The following is a 19,054-nucleotide window of genomic DNA, read 5'->3' on the forward strand; positions in this document are numbered from 1 at the left end:
GCCACCTAAGCATTCGGATGGGTGGCGACGATCGACGACTTTCGGGATCAAAAGCAGCGTGATATTTGTACGGACAAAAAGAGGGTGTAATATGAACGAACGCAGGGCAGGCACCACCGCAGTCACGTACGACCCTGAGGGGCACGAGGTCACGGTCGCTGACGACGCCGGCGACCTGCTCGTCGGGGCCCTCCACGCGACGGCGAGCGATGGGGGCGACGAGCGACTGCGGATCACAGACGTGTCGCTGTCGACCGAGGCGGGAGGGGTCGACGCGACCTGTACCGTCGAGAACGCCGGCGACAAGCCGGTCCGGGTAGGCGACGTCACACTCGCGTTCGAGACCGCGTTCGGCGCGGATGCGCGCGTCTATCGACACGGGTACCAGTCGTGGTCGTCGACGGGAACGCTCCCAGTCGGGGAACGCTTCCCCCCCGAGAACCCGGACAACGCCCCGATGATGAACGACCTCGCGGCGCCGACCACCGACCGGGTCAGCAGCTACTTGACCGGGCTCGTCGAGGGCGACCGACGCGTCGCGGCGGGATTCCTCGAGCACGACCGCTACTGCACCCGGTTCGAGATCGACGACGACGACAGCGGCGTCGCGACGCTGCGCGCGGTGTGTCCGCTGGAAGGGGCGCGTCTGGCGCCCGGTGAGCGGCTGGCCCTGCCGCCACTGTGGGTCGACGCCGACCGCGAACTCCGCGACGGGCTCGCCGCGCTGGCCGACCGCGTCGGCGAGCGGATGGACGCGCAAGTGCCTGAAACCCCCCCGACGGGGTGGTGCTCCTGGTACCACTACTTCACCGACGTCACCGAGGCGGACGTCCAAGAGAACCTCTCGGAGCTCCGCGGGTGGGAGATTCCGGTCGACGTCGTCCAGATCGACGACGGATACATGGAGGCATTCGGCGACTGGAGGTCGATCGCCGACGGGTTCGATGACATGAACGCCGTCGCGGACGACATCGCCACGGCGGGGTACCGGCCGGGGCTGTGGCTCGCGCCGTTTTACGTGGAGGCCGGTGCCGACCTGTACGCCGACCACCCGGAGTGGTTCGTCACGGAACCGACCGACGCGGCCGCCGATGGACCGGGAACACCCGTCGACGGCGGCTTCCGCGCCGGGTCGGCGCTGTACGGGCTCGACACGACGCACCCCGAGGTCCTCGAGTGGGTCCGGGAGACCGTGTCGACGGTCGTTGACGAGTGGGGATTCACGTATCTCAAACTCGACTTTCTCTTCGCGGCGGCGCTCCCCGGCGAGCGGTACGACGATGAGGCGACCCGGATCGAGGCGTATCGCCGGGGAGTCGAGGCGATCGCCGAGGCGGCCGGCGACGACGTCTTTCTCCTCGGCTGCGGCGCGCCGATGGCCCCGAGCGTCGGGCTCTTCGACGCGATGCGGGTCGGCCCGGACACCGATCCGACGTGGGAGACGCCGGGGGAGTCGGGGAGCCAGCCGGGACTGAAAAACGCCGTCCGCAACACGCTCACGCGGAACTACCTGCACCGGCGGTGGTGGCTCAACGACCCCGACTGCCAGCTCGTTCGGGACACGAGTGACCTCACCGCGGCCGAGCGGGAGGCGTTCGCGGCGCTCGTCGCCGCGACCGGCGGCGTGAACGTGTTCTCGGACCGGCTCGCGGAGATCGGCTCGGCCGGTCGGCGGCTACTGGAGCGGTCGATCCCCCCCGCGAGCGGCGCCGAAGTCGAGGGGCTCGGCGCGGAGCGATTTCCCTCACGCGTCGTTTGCGATCGACCGGGCGACGGGGCCACGACGGTCGCGCTGTTTAACTGGACGGACGAGCCGTCGACGGTCCGGTTCGACGCGCGCGACTACGGTTGGGAGGGCGATCCGGACCAGGGAGGCGATCCGGGGGCTGACCCGGTCGTCTGGGACGGACTGTCCGGCTCCGTCGTCGATGGTCCGGTCGTCGAACGAGAGTTGTCGCCACACGGCGCCGCGGTGTTTGCCGTCGTTCCCGCCGACACCGGCGACCTGCTCGGCGACGCCGCGACGCTCACGGGCGGGTCCGACCGCGCGTCGACGGCGACCCTTCTGGACGGTGCGCTCGCGGCAGCGGTCGACGGGGAGGCGGTGACGTTCGCGCTCGATCGAGAGTGACCGGGCGGGGGCTACCTGTGCGACGGGGTCGTCGCCGAATTCTCAGCTGTCCGCCTCGATCCGCACGAGGTCGGCCTCGACGTCCTCCACGAAGGCGCCCTGCCCGCCCACTGCGACGACCTCGCCGTCGTCGGTCTCGACGACGAGCGAGTGTTCGACGGGGAACTCGTTGGTCGTCGGCTCCACCATCCCTTGTTTCGACTCCACGACGCGGCCGGTTATCTCGGCGGCCCCGTCGCCGTCGGTCCACCGGCCGCCGACGGTGACGCGGGGGGGCTCCCCGGTTCGGAGCCGCAGCGTCGCTTGGAAGACGGTGTGCCTGAAGTTCGTGTACTCGACCGGGAGCGCCGCGGGCGCCGCGGTCGCGACCTCGTTTGCGGTCGGCCAGTAGTTCCCGAGGAAGGAGCCCACGATCACCGGCGCGAGCTGTTCCTGCGAGAAGTGGATCGCCTGCCGGTCGGTGCTGGACCGGCGCAACAGCTCCGGCGGGACGATGACGCCGGCCGCGGAGTCGACCGTAAGCAGCGTCGGCATCGCCTCGCCCCACGTCCGGACGACGCTGGCGACGCCGTCGACCCCGCCCTCAACATCGGCCGGCACCTCGTGGGCACCGGAGACGATGAGCAACACCAAGACGCCCCGGTCGACCGCCTCGACGAGTGAGTCGCGGACTTCGGGGAGGTGGTCGGCGGCGATCGACAGCGTCACCTCTGAGTCCGCGTTCGCGAGCAGCGACCGGATCCGCTTTATTACCGTCACTCGGGACTTGATGACCTCGAACTGCTCGGTCTGTCGCTCCACCCGCGAGAAGCGCTCCTCCAGCCCGGGGCGGATCGCGTCGACGTCCGAGCGGAGCCGGTTTATGACCTCGTCGGGCGGGTTTGCGCGGATCGTCGTCGGTACGACGTGGTCGTTCACCTCGACGAAGCCGCGATCCGCGAGTGACTCGCTCACGCTGTAGACGTAGCGTTTCGACACGCCGGCGGCGTCGGCGACAGTGCTCGCCTTCGCCTCGCCGTGCGCCAATAGACTGAGATACGTGTCGACCTCCTTGTCCGAGAGTCCGAACCGGCGAAGGAGATCGTTCAACGTCCGGTCATCCATGTGACGGAGATGTGCGAGGGAATCACTTATAAGAGTCGGAGGAACGCGTCGGCAGGTACCCTGTGACGATACGCCCTACCGCGGGACAGCGACGCTCCCGGCCGACGCGTCGCAGAGGGTCAACACGTCGCGGACCGGGTCCGTGCATACCGGTTCCCGACGGCGCCCCGGCTTGAGGGGTTTCGTTTTGTAAATAGGTGAATGATGATTACACCAAAACTTCATACGCGGAGGGATCATTTACTCGCGTAATGCAACTTCGTGACGCGCTCGATGACTACAAGCGAAACACCGGGCACGACACCCGGTTTCCCGGCGAACGCCGAACCGTCACCGGTCGGTTTTCGGGCGGTGAGGGGCGACTCGTCCACGTCGACGCCGACGGCGGGATCTGTGACTTCGGCTACCCGCTGACCGGACGGACCGGACTGGTCCGGTCCCGGATCGGTCTCGCGGTGGGCGACGAACTCACGTGGCTCGACGAGGTCGAGACCGAGCAGCGTTACGTCGGCGACACGACGCTGATCGAGACCGTTCACGAGACGGACCACGGGACGGTGACCCGCCACGACGTGACGCTCGGCGACGCCCACCTCACACGAGCGACGGTCGATGTCGGCGACGACGGGCACGCGAACGTCGACCCCGCCGACCTCTCGCTCGTCGTGTACGCCCGGTTCGCGCCCGACGGGCGCGACGACCGGGTGGGTCAGCTCCGGTACGACGACGCGGTCGAGGTGTACCACGCCGGCGAGCACGACTTCCTCGCGAGCGACACCGGCTTCGCCGACCTGCGCGGCCAGCTCCCGGCGACGTTCCCCGAGCTGCTCGACGACGCGCCCACCGACCTCCCCCGCGACCGCGACGGCGACCGCTACGAGGAGGAGCGCCTCTCCGGCGAGGTCATCGTCGACGCCCCCTTCGAGGACGGCGTCGCGACCGTCGGCACGCTGCTGACCGGCCGCGAGGAGACGACACGCGAGGCCGCCCGCGACCGGCTCGCGGAGCTGTTCGACGCGCTCGACGACCCCGACGCGCTCGCCGCGGCCGCGGGCGAAACGATCCCCTCGGTCCCCGAGTCGGTCCCGGCGCGAGACTCGGTCGTCGCCGACCTCCGGGTCCTCTCGCTGCTCTCCGCCGAATCCGGGCTCCGGATCGCCGGCCCGGACTTCGACCCCTTTTACGCGACCTCCGGCGGCTACGGCTACACCTGGTTCCGCGACGACGCCGAGATCTCGACGTTCGTACTCGGCGCCGACGACCGACTCGGGCTCGGACTCGACGACTGGCACGCTCGCTCGGCCGAGATGTACGTCGCCACCCAGCGCCTCGACGGCTCGTGGCCGCACCGGGTGTGGCCTCGGAACGGCGCGCTCGCGCCCGGCTGGGCGAACGCGCGCATCGAAGACGGCCCCGACGTGGACTACCAGGCCGACCAGACCGGCAGCGTCATCGCCTACCTCGCGCAGGCGCGCGCCGCGGGCGTCGACGCGGAGGGACTCGACGGGACCCTCGTCGCCGCGCTCGCCGGCCTCGACGAGACCCTCGCGCTCGACGGGCGCCCCGTCGTCTGCCAGAACGCGTGGGAGGACAGCGCCGGGCGCTTTGCGCACACCGCCGCGACGTTCTTGGAGGCGTACAGCGAGCTCGCGCTCCACGGCGACGGGCTGGACGCGAGCGCGCTCGATCCGAACGGGGACCTCGACCCCGCCGCCCTCCCGGACGACCTCGCCGCGCACGCCCGCGATCAGGCGACTCGGGTGTACGACGCCCTCGACGACCTGTGGGTGCCCGATCGGGGTTGTTACGCGCTCCGGGAGACGCCCGAGGGCGCGATCGACGACCGGCTTGACTCCTCGACGCTGGCGCTCGCAAGCGCGCACCGCTCGTTCGACGCGCTCGGCGGGGACGACGGGAGCGACGGAGCCGTCGACGACGAGCGCCTCGACCGGTTGGTCTCGCACGTCGAGACGGTCGTCGACGGCCTCGCTCACGAGAGCGACGCTATCGCCGGCCTGGTCCGGTACGAGGGCGACGGCTGGCGCCGGGCCGGACAGCTCTCTGAGAAGGTGTGGACCGTCTCGACCGCGTGGGGCGCGAACGCCTGCGCCGAGCTGGCGGTCCTCCTCGCCGACCGCGACGACCCCCGAGCAGACGAGATGGCCGAGCGCGCCCGCGGCCTCCTCGCGCACGTCTCGCCCGGCGGAACGCTCTGTGAACCGACGAGCTACCTTCCCGAGCAGTTCTTCGACGACGGGACGCCGGACAGCGCGACGCCGCTCGGGTGGCCCCACGCGATCCGGCTGGCGACCGTGGCGCTGCTCGACGACCAACTCCCGCAGTTCGCCGACCGCGCCGCCGCAGACGACTGACGCGACGGCCCGAATTTTCGCTGCGATATTTAAAATTCGACGAGCAGGTGCAATCCGCGCTTATAAACGGATGTGCGGTGGCGCGCACCTCCGCGCGGTCGCCACTGGCGACCGCGAGTAGGGAGAGACCGAAGGTCTCTCTGACAGCCGGCGGCTCCGCCGCCGGCGAGAGCGCCGCGCGAGGGAGGCGCGGGTCGGCGCGGCACCGCCCGCGCCGACCCGACGCCGAGGCTGGGGAGGCGTGAGGTGCGGGGCGGGCGGGGCGGGACTCAAAGGGGCAGCCTCGAGGACGGCGCAGGCGACGCAAGCACCGCAGGGAAGGAGCGTCAGCGACTGACTGAGGAGCGCAGCGAGCGTGCGCCGTCCTCACGGCTGGGGCTTTGGCGGTGTTCGTTGTCGATCCGTTGTCAACAATTTATAAGCGAGCGGCTGGGAATTTCGCGGTCTCCGTCGCCGTCGGACCGATCACGTATAAACGCACACTGCGCGCCCAGGACTCACGGGCGTATCGCAGAGCACACGCGTGAAAACGGACGTCTCAGATCTACCGCCACTCGTCTTCCGGCACGCAGTCCGCCGCACGGACCGTGATCCACCGGGTCGTCCGCTCGTCGGGATCGCGGTCCCGCTCGAAGAACGTCACCTCCCCGCCGTCGGAGTCGCCGTCAGTCCGCTTACAGACGAGCTCCGACCGCTCCGCACGGACACGCGTCGATGACGTGGACATATGTACCGATTCGTTCCCGATCGGATAATAAGTATTGGTTTTCGATCGCGATCGACGAAACAACCGTCATCGCCGACAAGGATTAACCAAAATCTGAGTTAAATCACCTCGCGGATTCCGAACCGCCTACAGCCGGACGGGAACGCCGCGCTCGTCGAGGTACTCCTTCGTCTCTTCGATCGAGTAGTCGCCGAAGTGGAAAATGGAGGCCGCGAGGCCGGCGTCGGCGTTCGCCTCGGTGAACACCTCGTACATGTCCTCAGGGGATCCACAGCCCGAGGAAGCGATCACGGGCGTCGAGACGGCGTCACACACCGCTTTCATCAGCGGGATGTCGTAGCCGTCCTTCGTCCCGTCCATGTCGATGGAGTTGACGAACAGCTCGCCCGCGCCGCGCTCCTCGGCCTCTTTCGCCCACGAGACGGCGTCGACGCCGGTCCCCTCGCGGCCGCCCTTCTTGGTGCACTCGAACCACACCGTCTCGCCGTCGTCGTCCTCGTAGAAGTGCTCGCCCTCGTCGTCGTGCCGGCGGCGCGCGTCGACCGAGATGACGATACACTGGCTGCCGAACGCCGCGGCGCCCTCCTCGATGAGTTCGGGGCGTTCGAGGGCGCCGGTCGTGATCGACACCTTGTCCGCGCCCGCGCGGAGCGTCTCCTTGATGTCGGCTTTGGTGCGAATGCCGCCGCCGACTGTCAGGGGGATGAAACACTCGTCGGCGACCGCGTTGACCACGTCGAGCATCGTCTCGCGCCCGTCCGCGCTCGCGGTGATGTCGAGGAAGACGAACTCGTCTGCGCCCGCGGCGTTGTACTTCTTCGCCAATTCGACCGGGTCGCCGGTGTACTCCAAGTTCTCGAAGTTGACGCCCGTGTACACCGCCGCGTCCCCGTCGTCGTCGAGGTCGACGTCGATACAGGGGATGATCCGCTTCGTGAGTCCCATTCGTTACCGGCCGTTGGCGACGGCCGAGGTTAAAAGGCGTGGGGTCGCTGTTGGCGCGGGGTCACTCCGGTTCGTCCGCCTCCCGTCGGTCGTACTTCGCGACGGCGCGGTCGGCGCGCTTCGAGATGCCGTTCGGATTCCGCGCCGGGGTCCGGTCGCGCCCCCGCGCGACGAGTCCGTCGGAGCTTCCGCCGGCGAGGCCGAGAAGCACGTCTCGGCCGGTGGCGACCCACCGCGACGGGGTCGACTCGCCGCGGAGCACGTCGCCGGCGGCCCCGAAGGCATCCGTCGCGGCGTGCGTCCCGGCGCGCGCGACGGCGCTCGGGCGCACTCCGTAGTTCTTTAAGAGTCGATACGCGAGCGCCCGGTACTTCCACCCCCACTCGCGGGCGGTGCGTCCGCCGTCGGCGGCCGTCGGACTCGGGAGTTCCTTGGTGACCGCGAGATCCTCGCGCCACGCCACGGTTCGTCCCATCTTCGCCAGCCGGTGGGCCGCATCGCGCGCGCCTCCCGTGTGGAGGTACTCGTCGAAGCCGTCCAGATCTCGGAGCGCCTCGCGCCGGAAGGCGACGTTACCGCCTTCGAAGTAGGTCACCTCGGTCCCCGCGATCGACCGGCGCTCCGGACCGGCGCGGGTCTCACCGTCGTCGTCGCGGCGCTCGCCGTCGCTCTCGTCTCGTTCCTTGCCGACAGCCGCCTCGTCGACAGCCGCCTCGCCGCCGCGTTCCGTCTCCACCCGCTCGATCGGAGTCACCGGTCCCGTCACGGCGTCCGCGTCGTCGAGGCCGGCCCGCACGGCGTCGAGCCACCCTTCATCGATCCGGTTGTCGTAGTCCACGAGAGCGACTGAATCGCCGGTGGCGACCTCGATACCGGCGTTCCGGGCGGCGTTGACTGTGCGGTCGGATATCTCCACCAGCACGTCCACGTCATCGCGGTCCCGCACCATCCCGGTGGTGCCGTCGGCGGAGGGACCGTTGGCGACGATCACCTCCGCCGTTGACGCGTGAGCCGCCAACGCGTCGAGACAGGCGGCTAACCGGTCCCGCCCGTTGAGGGTGGGAACGACGACCGAGAGATCCATACGGCTGGATATCGAGGCCGAGATGTAAAAAGGGCTCCGTGCAGGATCAAGCCTGTGGCCGAGCCGCGGGCTGGTCGGTAATCGCTCGAAGAAGTCGATCAGCGCGAGTCCGATTAGCGTGCAACCGATCAGCGCGCGGCTCAGATGGTCAGGTAGTACACCTGCTTGCGCGCGTCCTTGAAGCTGTAGCGGGAGTCGACGAGGCCCTCCTCCTCGAGGCGGTTAAGCGCGTAGCGGACGGTCCGGTCGGGAAGCAGCGACTCCTCGGCGAGGCCGCCCTGCGAGAGGGGGGCGTCACCCTCTAACACCTTCGCGACGAGCTTGGCGCTCGGGGGCAGTTCGCGTAAGCGGTCGCGGTACTCTGATTCCGAGAGGCGGTCTTGGTCAGCGGTCTCCGCGGGACTGGTACTCATATCACATGACAAATCCACGCGTATTGGTAAAGGTTGGCTACATATAGGCCAATCCGATTGGAACAATATAATGTGTTAATATCACAGCTCAGCTACCTGTCAGTCGCGATCGATCAGGCTCTCGTGACGACCGTGATCGACCAGACTCCCCGACCGCATCCAGTACGGTTTTGTCGGTCGGGTGTGCAGTACGGACAACGTGAAGGGACAGGACTGGTACCAGGCCGACGAGGTCGCGGAGGAGTACGAGGACGTACGGTTCTCAGGCGGCGGAGAGCTCATCGACCGGCGCGAGAAGGAGGCGGTCCTCTCGGCGCTCGGACCGATCGAGGAGGGACACCGCGTGCTGGAGGTCGCCTGCGGCACCGGCCGATTCACGACGATGCTCGCGGACCGCGGCGCCGACATCATCGGGATCGACATCTCTCGCGAGATGCTCGAACAAGGCAGGCAGAAGGCGGCAACGGCGGGGCTCTCAGACACCGTGGAGTTCGTCCGTGGCGACGCCTCTCGGCTCCCGTTCCCGGATGACCACTTCGACACGGTGGTCGCGATGCGCTTTTTCCACCTGATGGACGACCCGGTTCCGTTCCTCTCGGAGCTGCGACGCGTGAGCGCTGATCAGGTGTTCTTCGACACGTTCAACAGCCGCAGCCTGCGGACGCTGTACACCTGGTTGCTCCCGATGGGCTCCCGGCTGTACTCAGAGCGACAGGTCGTCGATATGCTCCGTGCGGCGGACCTGACGCTGGCCGGTGAGGAACACGACTTCGTGCTGCCGTACGGCTTCTACCGCGAGCTTCCGGGGCCCGTCGCGAAGCCGTTCCGGGTCCTCGACGGGCTCGCCGGCAACACGATTCCGGGAGATTACGTGGCGTCCGTCTCCTACTGGGACGCTCGGGTCCCCGAAGACGGGAGCGGTTCGGCGGAGTCCGACGACTCCGAAGTCGACGAGGACACCGAGTGAGCTAGGCCGATTCCTCGACGACTCTGCCGACCGCGAAGTTCGATTTGACTTCCGTTACCTCGATTTTTACTCGCTTGCCGACCTCCGTGTCCGGGACGATGATCACGTATCCCCGCTCGACACGGGCGATCCCGTCGCCCTGCTTGCCGAGGTCTTCGATCTCGACGTAGCGCATCTCACCGGGCTCGACCGGCGGCTGCGGCCCGTCGTCGGCGCGGGACGCCGAGGTGTCGACGTCGCCGTTGGTCGTCCCGTCAGTCTCGGATTCCGACCGAGAGATAAGCGCGACGCGGTACGTCTCGCCCGGCTCCAGCGAGCCGCTCTCGACCTCGCGTTGCGGGACCGTCACGACGTACTCGTCGTTCTCTTCACGAATATCGGCGCTGAACAGACAAAGGAGCTTCTCTGAGATCTCCATAGTAGACTCCAGCGAAACGTGGTGACGAACCAGTATAGTTGTACCGCTGATGAGTCGCCACTGTCACGATCCCGCGCATCGATCGTCTCCAGCAACGATCGCCACCGGACCAAGGCCTATCTCGCCGGGCGCTGAATCGCCCCGTATGGCCGACCTCGACTTCCGACACGGAGCCGTCTCGCCCCCGATCGTAACGTCGTTCGACGCCGACGGTGGTGTCGACCGGCGCGCGCTCGCGAACCACGTCGAGACCCTCGTCGACGCCGGCCTCGACGGGGTCGTCCCCTGCGGAACGACCGGCGAGTTCGCCAGCCTCACCGATACGGAACGCCGAGCAGTCGTCGAGACCGTGGTCGAGGCGGCCGACGGGCGGGTTCCCGTGATCGCCGGTGCGGCGGACACGACCGTCTCGGGCGTCGTCGACCGGCTCCGATTCGCCGCCGACGTCGGGGCGGACGCGGGGCTCGTCACGCTCCCGTACTACCACAACTCGACGGCACCCGCGGGACAGCGGGCCTTCTTCGACGCGGTCGCCGACGACGCGCCGCTCCCGATATACCTCTACGACATCCCGTCGACTGTCGGCGAGCCGATCGACTCCGACGTCCTCGCCGCGGTGGCCACACACGACTCGGTCGTCGGGCTGAAGGACACCAGCGGCGATATCTCGGCGGTGGATACCGCGGTAGACCGGACCCCGGACGAGTTCACCGTTTTTCAAGGCGTCGACGCCCTGCTGTACCCGTGCGCGTCGCTCGGCGTCGACGGCGGGATACACGCCCTCGCGCAGGTGATTCCCGAGGTGTTCGTCTCACTTGGTGAGGCGATTCGCGACGGCGACGACGCCCGCGCGCTGGCGCTCCACCGGGAGGCGATCACCCCGATATTCGACCGGTGTGCGGATCACGGGTTTGCACCCGTCGCGAAGGTCGCCGCGGTGTCCCGCGGATTTATTCCGAACGCTCGCGTTCGCCCGCCGCTCACGCTCCCGGACGAGGCGACGCGCGAGGCCATCGCCGCCGACGTCGACGCGGCGCTGGACGCGATGTGAATCGCCGAGCGGTAGCCGATGGCTGCGCTCAGTTTCCGTCGATCGGTGTCCCGTCAGCCGCTTTCGGTCCCTCGGAGTCGAAGACGACGACGTCGCCGTCGGCGCGCTCGGCAGCGGTCGGGTCGTAGCCGTCGCGCACGCCGATAGCTTCCTCGAGCTCTCGAACCGCGCGCTCTTTGAGCGCCGCGGCCAACTCCACGGCGTCCTCGCGCGAGATGTCGCGACCGAGCCCCTCGCACTCGTGGGCGCGGACGACGCCCTCGCCGTCGACCGCCTCGCCCATCGGCTGACTCGTCCCGTCGAGCGCGACGCTGAACGGGTACGTCTGACAGATGAGCGGCCGGGCGTCGTGAACGGTACAGGCCCCCTGTTCGTCCGCTTCGGTGTAGAACGTGCAGTCGCCGCAGTCGTCGGTCGCGAGCGCCCATTCGAACGTCTCGCCCACGGGCTCGCCGTCGTCGCCCTCGGAGAGCCCGAAGGGCATGGGGCGGGCGGCGTCACGCCAGTCGTACGACTCGCCGAACGCCGCCTCGGCGGCGTCGGTGACTTCGCGGACTTCGTCCGGGAAGACGGTAGCCGTGTGGGGCTCTCGGTCGTCGGCCCCATCGCTGTCGCCACCCGCACCGTCCCCTTCCGGGGCACCACCCGGCTCGTCGGGCGCGTAGCCCGTGCAGCAGCCGCCACAGCGCGTGCACTCGAAGCCGATCGACTCGATGGCGTCGGCGAGCTCGTCGACGTCGAGGTCGCGGGCGCGTTCGAGTTCCGCTTCGAGCGATTCCATGAGACGAGTTGTGGCGCGGTCGGGTTAACGCCGTTCCTTCGGGAGTCGCGACGGCGTTCCGGGCCGCGCCCGGCGAAGGAGCGAAGTGCGGCCGTCCCCTACCGAGTGAGCGTGAAGGAGTACGAACGGAAGGGGCTCCTCGAACGCGTCAACCGCGAGGCGGCGACGGTGGGCGCTGAGATCCCGGAGGAGATCGAGATCCAGGGGGAGCCGATCGAACTGCAGTCGTTCGTCTTCGAGATCAAGCGCCGCGACACGGTCCCGCCCGGCGAGCGCGAGCGCGTCGAGCAGGCGAAGCGGAACCTCCGACGCGAGCGCTTAGAACGGCTCGAACCCATCGAAGAGAACGAGGTGAGCTACGCCGACGGCGAGGCGCTGGCTGCGTCGATCATCGGCATCGACCGCGCGCTCGACGCCCTGGAGGGACTCGACGCGCCCGACCCGGAGACGGAGGCGCAGCGACAGGAGACCGCAGACCAGAAGCGGTGGATGAGCTTCCTGAAGAAGGCGCTCGGCCGGGACGACGCGGGCGGGGCAGGCGGTCGGACCCGGTTCTGACGAGGGACGTTTCAATTCGACTTGAACCGGAGGGAGTAGTCGTAGTACCGGCTCTCGTAACGGATCCGCTCCGACCCCGACTCGGTCCACCTCCCGTCCTTCCGAACGTTGCCGTCGAGGTACGGGCGCTCGTGAAACGCTCGGAGGATGTCCGCATACGCGTCAGAGTACGGGTGCGACTCCTCGTACCCGTCGTGTCTGGCGGCCTCGATCACCTCCCGTGCGTCTGTCGAGAGGTCGTCACCGTCGATTCGCGCGCCGACCGTGTGCGCTCGGAGGATCGCTTCCATCCGCTCCGGCGACTCCGCGACCGGCTCGGCGACGGCGCGATACACGGGCTCGTAGAACCGCTCGCGGGTGACCTCGATCCGATAGACGGTGTCTCGGTACACGACGCGAGCCGGTCCGTCCGCCGCGAGCAGTCGGCTCGCGTCGATCGCGTCCCCGTCGCGGTAGACGTAGCCACCGCGCTCCACGAGTCCGACCGGAACGCCGCCCGGGTTCCCCCTCGCTCGCGCCGATTTATGGGCGATCTCGACGGCGTTGCGGTCGCCTTCCGGGAGCGTCTCTTTCTCGACGGCGTCGGCTTCGTCACCGGTGTCGGATTCGTTGACCCCGTATAGGCGGAGCACAGGATGGGTCGCTTTCGCCTCGTCGACGACGACGGAATCCAGCCGGTAGTACGTCCCCTCGTGGACGGCGTACGCCGGCTCGTCGGCCGCAGAGGGGAACGGCTTCCGGTGCTGCGTGGTGTCGCGCTCTCCGTCGCGGGCGGCCGCGAACGCCGCCTCATCCCACCGCGGGCCGGCCTCCGAGAGATCAACGACCGCGTCGTCCCGGAGCGTGTCTCCCGCGTCGTTGAGCGTGAGCGCAAGGACCTGGTCGTCGTCATCGCCGTTCGCGGGGCCGCCCGTCACTGACCCGTCGAGACAGCCTGCAGCCGCGCTAGCGGCCGCGGCGAGGCCGCCGGCGAGCAGCCGACGTCTGGAGGGATTCGAATCGCTCATACGCGTCGTTCGTCGGCCCGGCATAAATGCGCCGGCGTTGCACAAAGAGTCGTTGTCGTCTTCGAGGGCGACGCGATCGGTTTCGGGTCGATCTGGCCGGATCGATCTGGTCGGGTCGATCTGGTCGGATCCGTCAGGTCTGTCTGGTCAAGTCTGCCCGTCGGCGCTCGCGTCCGCCTCAGTTCCCCGTGAAGTCGATCCGCGAGTCACCGCTGTCGCCGTCGCGGTTCGAGTGGCCGAGCCGGACGAATTCGTAGGCGTCGTCGGCGAGGTACACCGCGTCGGCGTCGACGCTCACGTCGACCGCCTCTAAGACCGCTCCCTCGCAGGGTCCGAAGTTGCAGTAGCCGCCGTCGGCTTCGAAGGTGGCGCCGTGTTTCTGACAGAACACCTCGCCGTTGCGGACGAAGGCGCCGTCGTCCTTGTCGAGGCGCACGTCGGTCCAGTGCTGGCAGTAGTTACGGAACGCGCGCACCTCGCCGGCCGCCCGCGTGAGGATCGCCTCCGCCTCGGGGGTTCCGTCCTCGGATTCGCCCACGTCTCCCTCGCCGTCGTCGACGCTCTCGGGGTCGACCGGTCGCAGCGTCACGAGCAGCGTGCTGTCCTCGGGAACCTCCTCGACGGCGGCGATCCGACGGTCCGCGTCCATACGTGTTCGTGGCCGGCGGCGCGTTTTAAGGGATCGATAGCGCAGAATCTCGTGAAACCTCCGAAGTCCCGGTTGGCCGCTTATAAATGGCTGTGAGTGGATCGACGGTGAACGCTTCCAAAGCCCCAGTCGTTGAGGCGGGCGCACGCTCGCTGCGGTCCTCAGTCGCTCACTCCCTTCGCTCCTTGCGGTCCTTACGTCACCTGCGCCCGCCTCAACGACTGCCCCTTTGAGTCCCACCCCGCACCGCACAGCACTGCACCTCACACCTCCCCAACCTCGCGGTTCGCGCTCTTCGAGCGCTCACCGCGTCCCTCGCGGACTCCTCGCGGTCGCCGGCGGCGACCGCTCGGAGGCGCGCCACCGCATCGGTTATTTATAAACGACCGGCGCTATCGCTCACCGGTTTAACTACCGAACCGCGATCGAGGTCGCGGTCACTCGCGTTCGGTTTCGGTCTCGGGCTCTCGCTCGCCGTCATCCGCGCTCGCGTCGGCCTCCAGCTGCGCTTCCTTCCGCGCTCTATCCGCGGCGAGCTGCTTGTCGATGTCGTCTTCGACGTATCCCATCGACTCCACGGTGACGACGTTGCCGCCGCCGGGGTCGACCACCATCACCTCCTCGCCCGCCTCGATCGTGCCCTCGATCGAGCGCGCGGAGTAGTGGGGGTTGAACCCGCCGCCGGAGAGCTTCACCTCGCCGCCGGCGGTGGTCACGTCTTCCGTGACGATACCGGTTTTCCCCTTCAGCGCGGCGCTGTCGCTCGTCTGCTGTTGGCCCTTCCCGCCGTACAGGTCGAACTCGTGGTAGCCGTAGAAGGCGGCCGCGCCGAAGAGAAGCGTCAGGACCGCCATGACGAGGGTCAGTCCGGCACCGACGATCCCGAGCGACGTGAGGAGGAGCCCGCCGAGCCCCGCCCCGATCAGCGCGATCCCGACCACGATGAAGTTCGCGCCCGGCGCGAGCGCTTCCGCCATCGAGAGCAACAGCCCGGCCGTCAACAACAGCAGGGGGAGCGTGTCCGGAGAGAGGAGTCCGGACTGCACGAGCACGTCCATATCCGGAGGTACGGCCGCGGCGGTATAAGTGGTCGTACGGAACGGTGACGACGACCGGTTAGAACCCGACGAGGAACACGCCGACCGTGAGGGCGACTCCCAGCGCGACGAAGACGGCGTGTTCGGCATCGATCGATCCGGGCTCGATCGGCTCGCTCTCGGGCGTGTGGGTGTCCTCGACGACACCGTCGGGACCGACGTCGTCGACGGCGAACCGCCACTCGCTCTCGTCGTCACCCTCGCTCTCGTCGTCCGGGCGGGTCTCGTTCGCCCGGCTCCGGACCTCGCCGTCGGTCTCGTCGCTGTCGCCGTTCATGCCCGTCGCTACGCGGCTCACCAGTAAATGGCTGGCGGGTGGGTCCCGAAAGGATACGAGAAGGCGAAGTGCGCCGCCTACCGCTTCCGTGCCGCCGCGATCACGTCGCCGTCGTAGATGACGCCGCGCTCCCCGTCGACCGTTACCACGGTCCCGTCCGTTACGCTCTCGGGCAGGCGCGCACCAGAGACCATCGGGACGCCGAGTTCGCGAGCGACCACGGCCGGGTATCCCGTCATCCCGTCGCGGGCGTCGATGATTCCGGCCACAGCATCGAGATTGCCGGTGAACTCCCCCTCGAAGTCCGAGCCGATCGCCACAATCGATCCCGCGGGAACCTCGCTCAGGTCGCCGTCGTCGCTGTGGTACACCGGAGCCGCGACGCTACCGGCGACCGCCGCCTTGCCGGTCACCAGCGTCTCGGCGGCGACGTGGACTTTGAGCGTGTTCGTCGTGTTCGTCCCCTCGAACTCGGTCAGCATGCCGGAGAGCACCACGAGCGTGTCGCCGGAGGCTGCCCCGCCGGTGTCGAGCGCGGCGTCGACCGCGTTGTCGAGGATCGTCTCCATGTCGTGGGCGTACTCGGTCAGCACGGGGCGGACTCCCCACGAGAGCGCGAGCTGGCGCCGGATCCGGTCGTTTGGCGTCGTCGCGACCACTGGGACGCCCGGCCGGAACATCGCCGTCTTGCGGGCCGTGAACCCCGATTCGGACACCGCGACCACGGTGGAGGCGCCGATGTCGCGCGCGAGGTAGCGCGCGGAACGGGCCAACGCCTCGGTCCGGGAGCCCTCCGCGGCGGTCGGCACGCGCTGTTCGCGCGTCTCCGCGTACTCGTCGCTGGACTCGATCTCCCTCACGATCCGGTCCATCGTCTCCACCACGTTGACGGGGTCCTCGCCGATGGCGGTCTCGCCGGATAACATCACCGCGTCGGTGCCGTCGAGGACCGCGTTCGCCACGTCGGACGCCTCCGCCCGGGTCGGTCGGCGCGAGTGCACCATCGAGTCGAGCATCTCCGTCGCCGTGATGACGGGGACGCCCGCATTGACGCACTTCCGGATGATCCGTTTCTGAATGACGGGCACGTCCTCCAGCGGGCACTCCACGCCGAGGTCGCCGCGGGCGACCATCACGCCATCGGCGACGTCGACAATGCCGTCGAGGTTCTCGACCGCGCCCGCCCGCTCGATCTTCGCGACGACCGGGATGTCGTCGCCGCCGCGCTCCTCTAACGCGTCCGCGATCCGGTAGACGTCGTCAGCGTTGCGCACGAAGGAGGCGGCGACGAAGTCGGCGTTCGCCCGTGCCGCGAGGTCGAGCTCGGCCTCGTCCTCCGGGGTGATGAGGTCGACGTCGATGGCGACGCCGGGGAGGTTGACGCCCTTCCGCGAGCTGAGCTTCCCGCCGGAGACGACGGTGGCGACCACCGACTCGCCGTCGACGCGCTCGACCCGGCACTCGATCCGGCCGTCGTCGAGGAGAACGGTGTCGCCCGGCCCCGCAGCCGCGATGGAGTGGGTGAGCCCGACGCGCTCGGGGGTGGCGTCGTCGCCCTCGACGAACGTCACCTCGGAGCCCGTTGCGAGCGAGATCGGCTCCTCGAGCTCGGCGGTTCGGACTTCCGGTCCCTTCAGGTCGACCATCACCGCGAGCGGGTCGTCGATCTCGTCGTCGACGGCGCGGGCGCGTTCGATGACCTCCTCGCGGTGGTCAGTCGTCCCGTGGCTCGCATTCAGCCGGACGACGGACATCCCCGCGTCGGCGAGGTCGCGGATCGTGTCCCGGTCGTCCGAGGCGGGACCGATCGTACAGACGATCTTGGCGTTTCGCATATCGCCGGATTCGGCACAGGGGCGGAAAAAGCCACACGATTGAGTCGTCCACGAGTGAATGTTCGTGATGGTTCGCCGGACGGTCGCGGTCACGAGGGAGTCGGCTCAGGGCGTGAGGCCGACCGACAGCGTGAGGGCGGCGACGCCGGCGCCGAGGAACAGCCGGTTCGCGCGGGGGTTCGCCGCCGGGGTCAGATCGAGCGTGAGGTGCCACTCCCGAAACGGGCGGAGCGGCCAGATCCCCATCGGCGTAATCGCGTCGCCGGCGACGTGCGAGCCGATGGAGAGCGTCGCGACACCCCCGACGAAGGCCGGAGTCAACGGCGGGAGGGCGGTTTCGCCGCCTGCGGGGAGGGCGGTCCCATGGCTCGTGGCGAAGGCGACCGCGGCCGCAGTGGAGACGAGTACGCCCGCCGCCAGCGCGAACGCGATCGTGTGCGTCGGGCCGCGGTGTGCGACCGGCAACCGGTGATCGAGGTCGGGCAGCGTCGCGAACGCGACGGCGACCACCGCGCCGAGAACGGACAGTTCGGGCTCGCCGGCGAGTCGGACCGCCCCCGCGACCGGCGCGTACGCGAGCAGCGCGATCCCGACGTGACCTCGCCAGTACATGGGTGACGCTCGGGGCAAGTCATCAAAAAGTCTCTCGGGGAGCGGAACGTCGTCAGCAGGGGTCGCGTCTCGATGGTCGGTCGCGAGGACTCAGTCGTCGGCGGGCGCGGGCGCGTCGCCCGCGGAGAGCCGGACCTCGGGCTCGTCGACGCCGAGTTCGTCGAGGGCGGCCTGCGCGGCGCGCTTCCCGGAGACCAGCATCGCGCCGAACGTCGGTCCCATCCGCGGAAGCCCGTGAGCGGTCGCGACGGCCATGCCGGACGCGATCAGGCCGTCGTGGACGACGCCGGTGTGTTCGACGACCGCGTCCTCGCTCTCGCCGACCCACATCGAGTCGTGGCCGGGCGAGTCGTGGCCCGGGGCGCCGTACTCGCCGTCTCCCGTCTGGTCCATCCCGGTGTTGTGCTCCTTCGCGTGTTCGATGCCGGGCGCCGAGAGGACGCCGCGCTCGTCGAGCTTGCTGATCGCGACCGCGTCGTGACCGGTCGCGTCGATCACGAGGTCGGACTCGACCGCGATGGGGTCGACGCAGGTGATCTCGCGAGGCAGCGCGTGGACCGGCGTCCAGTTCATCACGATCCCGCCGACGCGGTGGTCCTCGCGGACGACCAGATCGGTGAACTCGGTCATGTTCTGGACGCGCGCCCCGGCGTCGCAGGCCGCCTTTATCAGTCCGGAGCAAGCTTCGGGACCGGCGGCGGTGTAGAGCCCGTCCACGTCTTCGACGGGGTCGTAGTCGACGTCGAGGTCGCCGAGGATCTCCTGTGCGGGGTCCCGGACCGTCACCGTGTTCATCAGGAACCCGCCGAGCCAGAACCCGCCGCCGAGGTAGTTGTTCTTCTCGACGATCATCACCTTCACGCCGCGCTCGGCCAACTCCTTTGCGGCCATCAGCCCGGACGGGCCGCCGCCGAGGACGATCACCTCCGAGTCGGTGTAATCGAGGAACCCGTCGGTCCACTCGTTGCCGATTGCCTTCGTTACGTCCGTCTCGCTCACGTCACTGAAGCCGTCGAATCCGTGCAT

Annotated in this window: 19 protein-coding genes; 5 read left to right on the plus strand and 14 right to left on the minus strand. The window is 68.8% G+C overall.

The genetic code is table 11. The features are described from left to right. The first annotated feature begins 91 nt into the window (after positions 1 to 91). Entirely contained in the window at positions 92 to 2,131 is a 2,040-nt protein-coding gene (locus ACNS88_RS04415) for a glycoside hydrolase family 36 protein (protein ID WP_435094290.1), read from the plus strand. A gap of 42 nt (positions 2,132 to 2,173) precedes the next feature. Here the strand turns inward: ACNS88_RS04415 and ACNS88_RS04420 are convergent, their stop codons facing one another. After that, positions 2,174 to 3,235: a TrmB family transcriptional regulator gene (locus ACNS88_RS04420; RefSeq protein ID WP_435094293.1), complete on the minus strand. Its 1,062-nt coding sequence runs from the start codon at positions 3,233 to 3,235 to the stop codon at positions 2,174 to 2,176. Positions 3,236 to 3,486: 251 nt separating this feature from the next. Between ACNS88_RS04420 and ACNS88_RS04425 the strand changes: the two genes are divergently transcribed. After that, positions 3,487 to 5,607, plus strand: coding sequence for a DUF7997 domain-containing protein (locus ACNS88_RS04425; protein WP_435094295.1), 2,121 nt, complete (start codon positions 3,487 to 3,489; stop codon positions 5,605 to 5,607). A 544-nt stretch (positions 5,608 to 6,151) separates the two neighbouring features. Here the strand turns inward: ACNS88_RS04425 and ACNS88_RS04430 are convergent. The 4 genes from ACNS88_RS04430 to ACNS88_RS04445 form a co-directional block, all read right to left on the minus strand. Further along, positions 6,152 to 6,334 (minus strand): DUF7511 domain-containing protein, encoded by a 183-nt coding sequence (locus tag ACNS88_RS04430; protein ID WP_435094298.1) that lies wholly within the window; start codon positions 6,332 to 6,334, stop codon positions 6,152 to 6,154. Between the two features lie 126 nt (positions 6,335 to 6,460). Continuing rightward, positions 6,461 to 7,279: an imidazole glycerol phosphate synthase subunit HisF gene (gene hisF, locus ACNS88_RS04435; protein ID WP_435094300.1), complete on the minus strand. Its 819-nt coding sequence runs from the start codon at positions 7,277 to 7,279 to the stop codon at positions 6,461 to 6,463. Between the two features lie 61 nt (positions 7,280 to 7,340). Then, positions 7,341 to 8,363 (minus strand): glycosyltransferase, encoded by a 1,023-nt coding sequence (locus tag ACNS88_RS04440; protein WP_435094302.1) that lies wholly within the window; start codon positions 8,361 to 8,363, stop codon positions 7,341 to 7,343. A gap of 140 nt (positions 8,364 to 8,503) precedes the next feature. Next, complete coding sequence (locus tag ACNS88_RS04445) at positions 8,504 to 8,776, minus strand: MarR family transcriptional regulator (RefSeq protein WP_053771729.1); 273 nt, start codon at positions 8,774 to 8,776, stop codon at positions 8,504 to 8,506. A 199-nt stretch (positions 8,777 to 8,975) separates the two neighbouring features. On the opposite strand from ACNS88_RS04445, the gene ACNS88_RS04450 reads away from it, so the two are divergent. Beyond that, entirely contained in the window at positions 8,976 to 9,743 is a 768-nt protein-coding gene (locus tag ACNS88_RS04450; protein ID WP_435094305.1) for a class I SAM-dependent methyltransferase, read from the plus strand. A 1-nt stretch (position 9,744) separates the two neighbouring features. On the opposite strand, the gene ACNS88_RS04455 is transcribed toward ACNS88_RS04450, so the two are convergent. Continuing rightward, positions 9,745 to 10,161 (minus strand): TRAM domain-containing protein, encoded by a 417-nt coding sequence (locus ACNS88_RS04455; protein WP_435094307.1) that lies wholly within the window; start codon positions 10,159 to 10,161, stop codon positions 9,745 to 9,747. A gap of 145 nt (positions 10,162 to 10,306) precedes the next feature. Here ACNS88_RS04455 and ACNS88_RS04460 point away from each other — a divergent pair, with 145 nt between their 5' ends. After that, complete coding sequence (locus ACNS88_RS04460; protein ID WP_435094309.1) at positions 10,307 to 11,212, plus strand: dihydrodipicolinate synthase family protein; 906 nt, start codon at positions 10,307 to 10,309, stop codon at positions 11,210 to 11,212. Positions 11,213 to 11,240: 28 nt separating this feature from the next. Here the strand turns inward: ACNS88_RS04460 and ACNS88_RS04465 are convergent, their stop codons facing one another. Beyond that, a complete protein-coding gene (locus ACNS88_RS04465) occupies positions 11,241 to 11,993 on the minus strand; it encodes a YkgJ family cysteine cluster protein (RefSeq protein WP_435094312.1) in 753 nt (250 codons plus the stop codon). Between the two features lie 111 nt (positions 11,994 to 12,104). Between ACNS88_RS04465 and ACNS88_RS04470 the strand changes: the two genes are divergently transcribed. Continuing rightward, the gene (locus ACNS88_RS04470) at positions 12,105 to 12,551 is read left to right on the plus strand and encodes a DUF5788 family protein (protein WP_435094315.1); all 447 of its coding nucleotides are present in this window, start codon (positions 12,105 to 12,107) and stop codon (positions 12,549 to 12,551) included. Between the two features lie 11 nt (positions 12,552 to 12,562). Here ACNS88_RS04470 and ACNS88_RS04475 read toward each other — a convergent pair whose 3' ends face one another. The 7 genes from ACNS88_RS04475 to ACNS88_RS04505 all read right to left on the minus strand — a co-directional run bounded on the left by ACNS88_RS04475 (position 12,563) and on the right by ACNS88_RS04505 (position 19,054). After that, positions 12,563 to 13,558, minus strand: a complete 996-nt coding sequence (locus ACNS88_RS04475; protein WP_435094318.1) for a hypothetical protein — start codon at positions 13,556 to 13,558, stop codon at positions 12,563 to 12,565. Positions 13,559 to 13,736: 178 nt separating this feature from the next. Continuing rightward, entirely contained in the window at positions 13,737 to 14,207 is a 471-nt protein-coding gene (locus tag ACNS88_RS04480; protein WP_435094321.1) for a Rieske (2Fe-2S) protein, read from the minus strand. A gap of 437 nt (positions 14,208 to 14,644) precedes the next feature. Continuing rightward, entirely contained in the window at positions 14,645 to 15,265 is a 621-nt protein-coding gene (locus tag ACNS88_RS04485) for an NfeD family protein (protein ID WP_435094323.1), read from the minus strand. A 58-nt stretch (positions 15,266 to 15,323) separates the two neighbouring features. Further along, the gene (locus tag ACNS88_RS04490) at positions 15,324 to 15,581 is read right to left on the minus strand and encodes a DUF7312 domain-containing protein (protein WP_435094325.1); all 258 of its coding nucleotides are present in this window, start codon (positions 15,579 to 15,581) and stop codon (positions 15,324 to 15,326) included. A gap of 77 nt (positions 15,582 to 15,658) precedes the next feature. Then, positions 15,659 to 17,416 (minus strand): pyruvate kinase, encoded by a 1,758-nt coding sequence (gene pyk / locus ACNS88_RS04495; RefSeq protein ID WP_435094328.1) that lies wholly within the window; start codon positions 17,414 to 17,416, stop codon positions 15,659 to 15,661. A gap of 105 nt (positions 17,417 to 17,521) precedes the next feature. After that, positions 17,522 to 18,028 carry a metal-dependent hydrolase gene (locus ACNS88_RS04500; protein ID WP_435094330.1) on the minus strand — a complete coding sequence of 169 codons (507 nt, stop codon included), beginning with the start codon at positions 18,026 to 18,028 and terminating at the stop codon, positions 17,522 to 17,524. A gap of 90 nt (positions 18,029 to 18,118) precedes the next feature. Further along, positions 18,119 to 19,054, minus strand: a complete 936-nt coding sequence (locus tag ACNS88_RS04505) for a thiazole biosynthesis protein (protein ID WP_435094332.1) — start codon at positions 19,052 to 19,054, stop codon at positions 18,119 to 18,121.

It is taken from the genome of Halorubrum shenae (genome assembly GCF_051194165.1).
Classification (GTDB): domain Archaea; phylum Halobacteriota; class Halobacteria; order Halobacteriales; family Haloferacaceae; genus Halorubrum.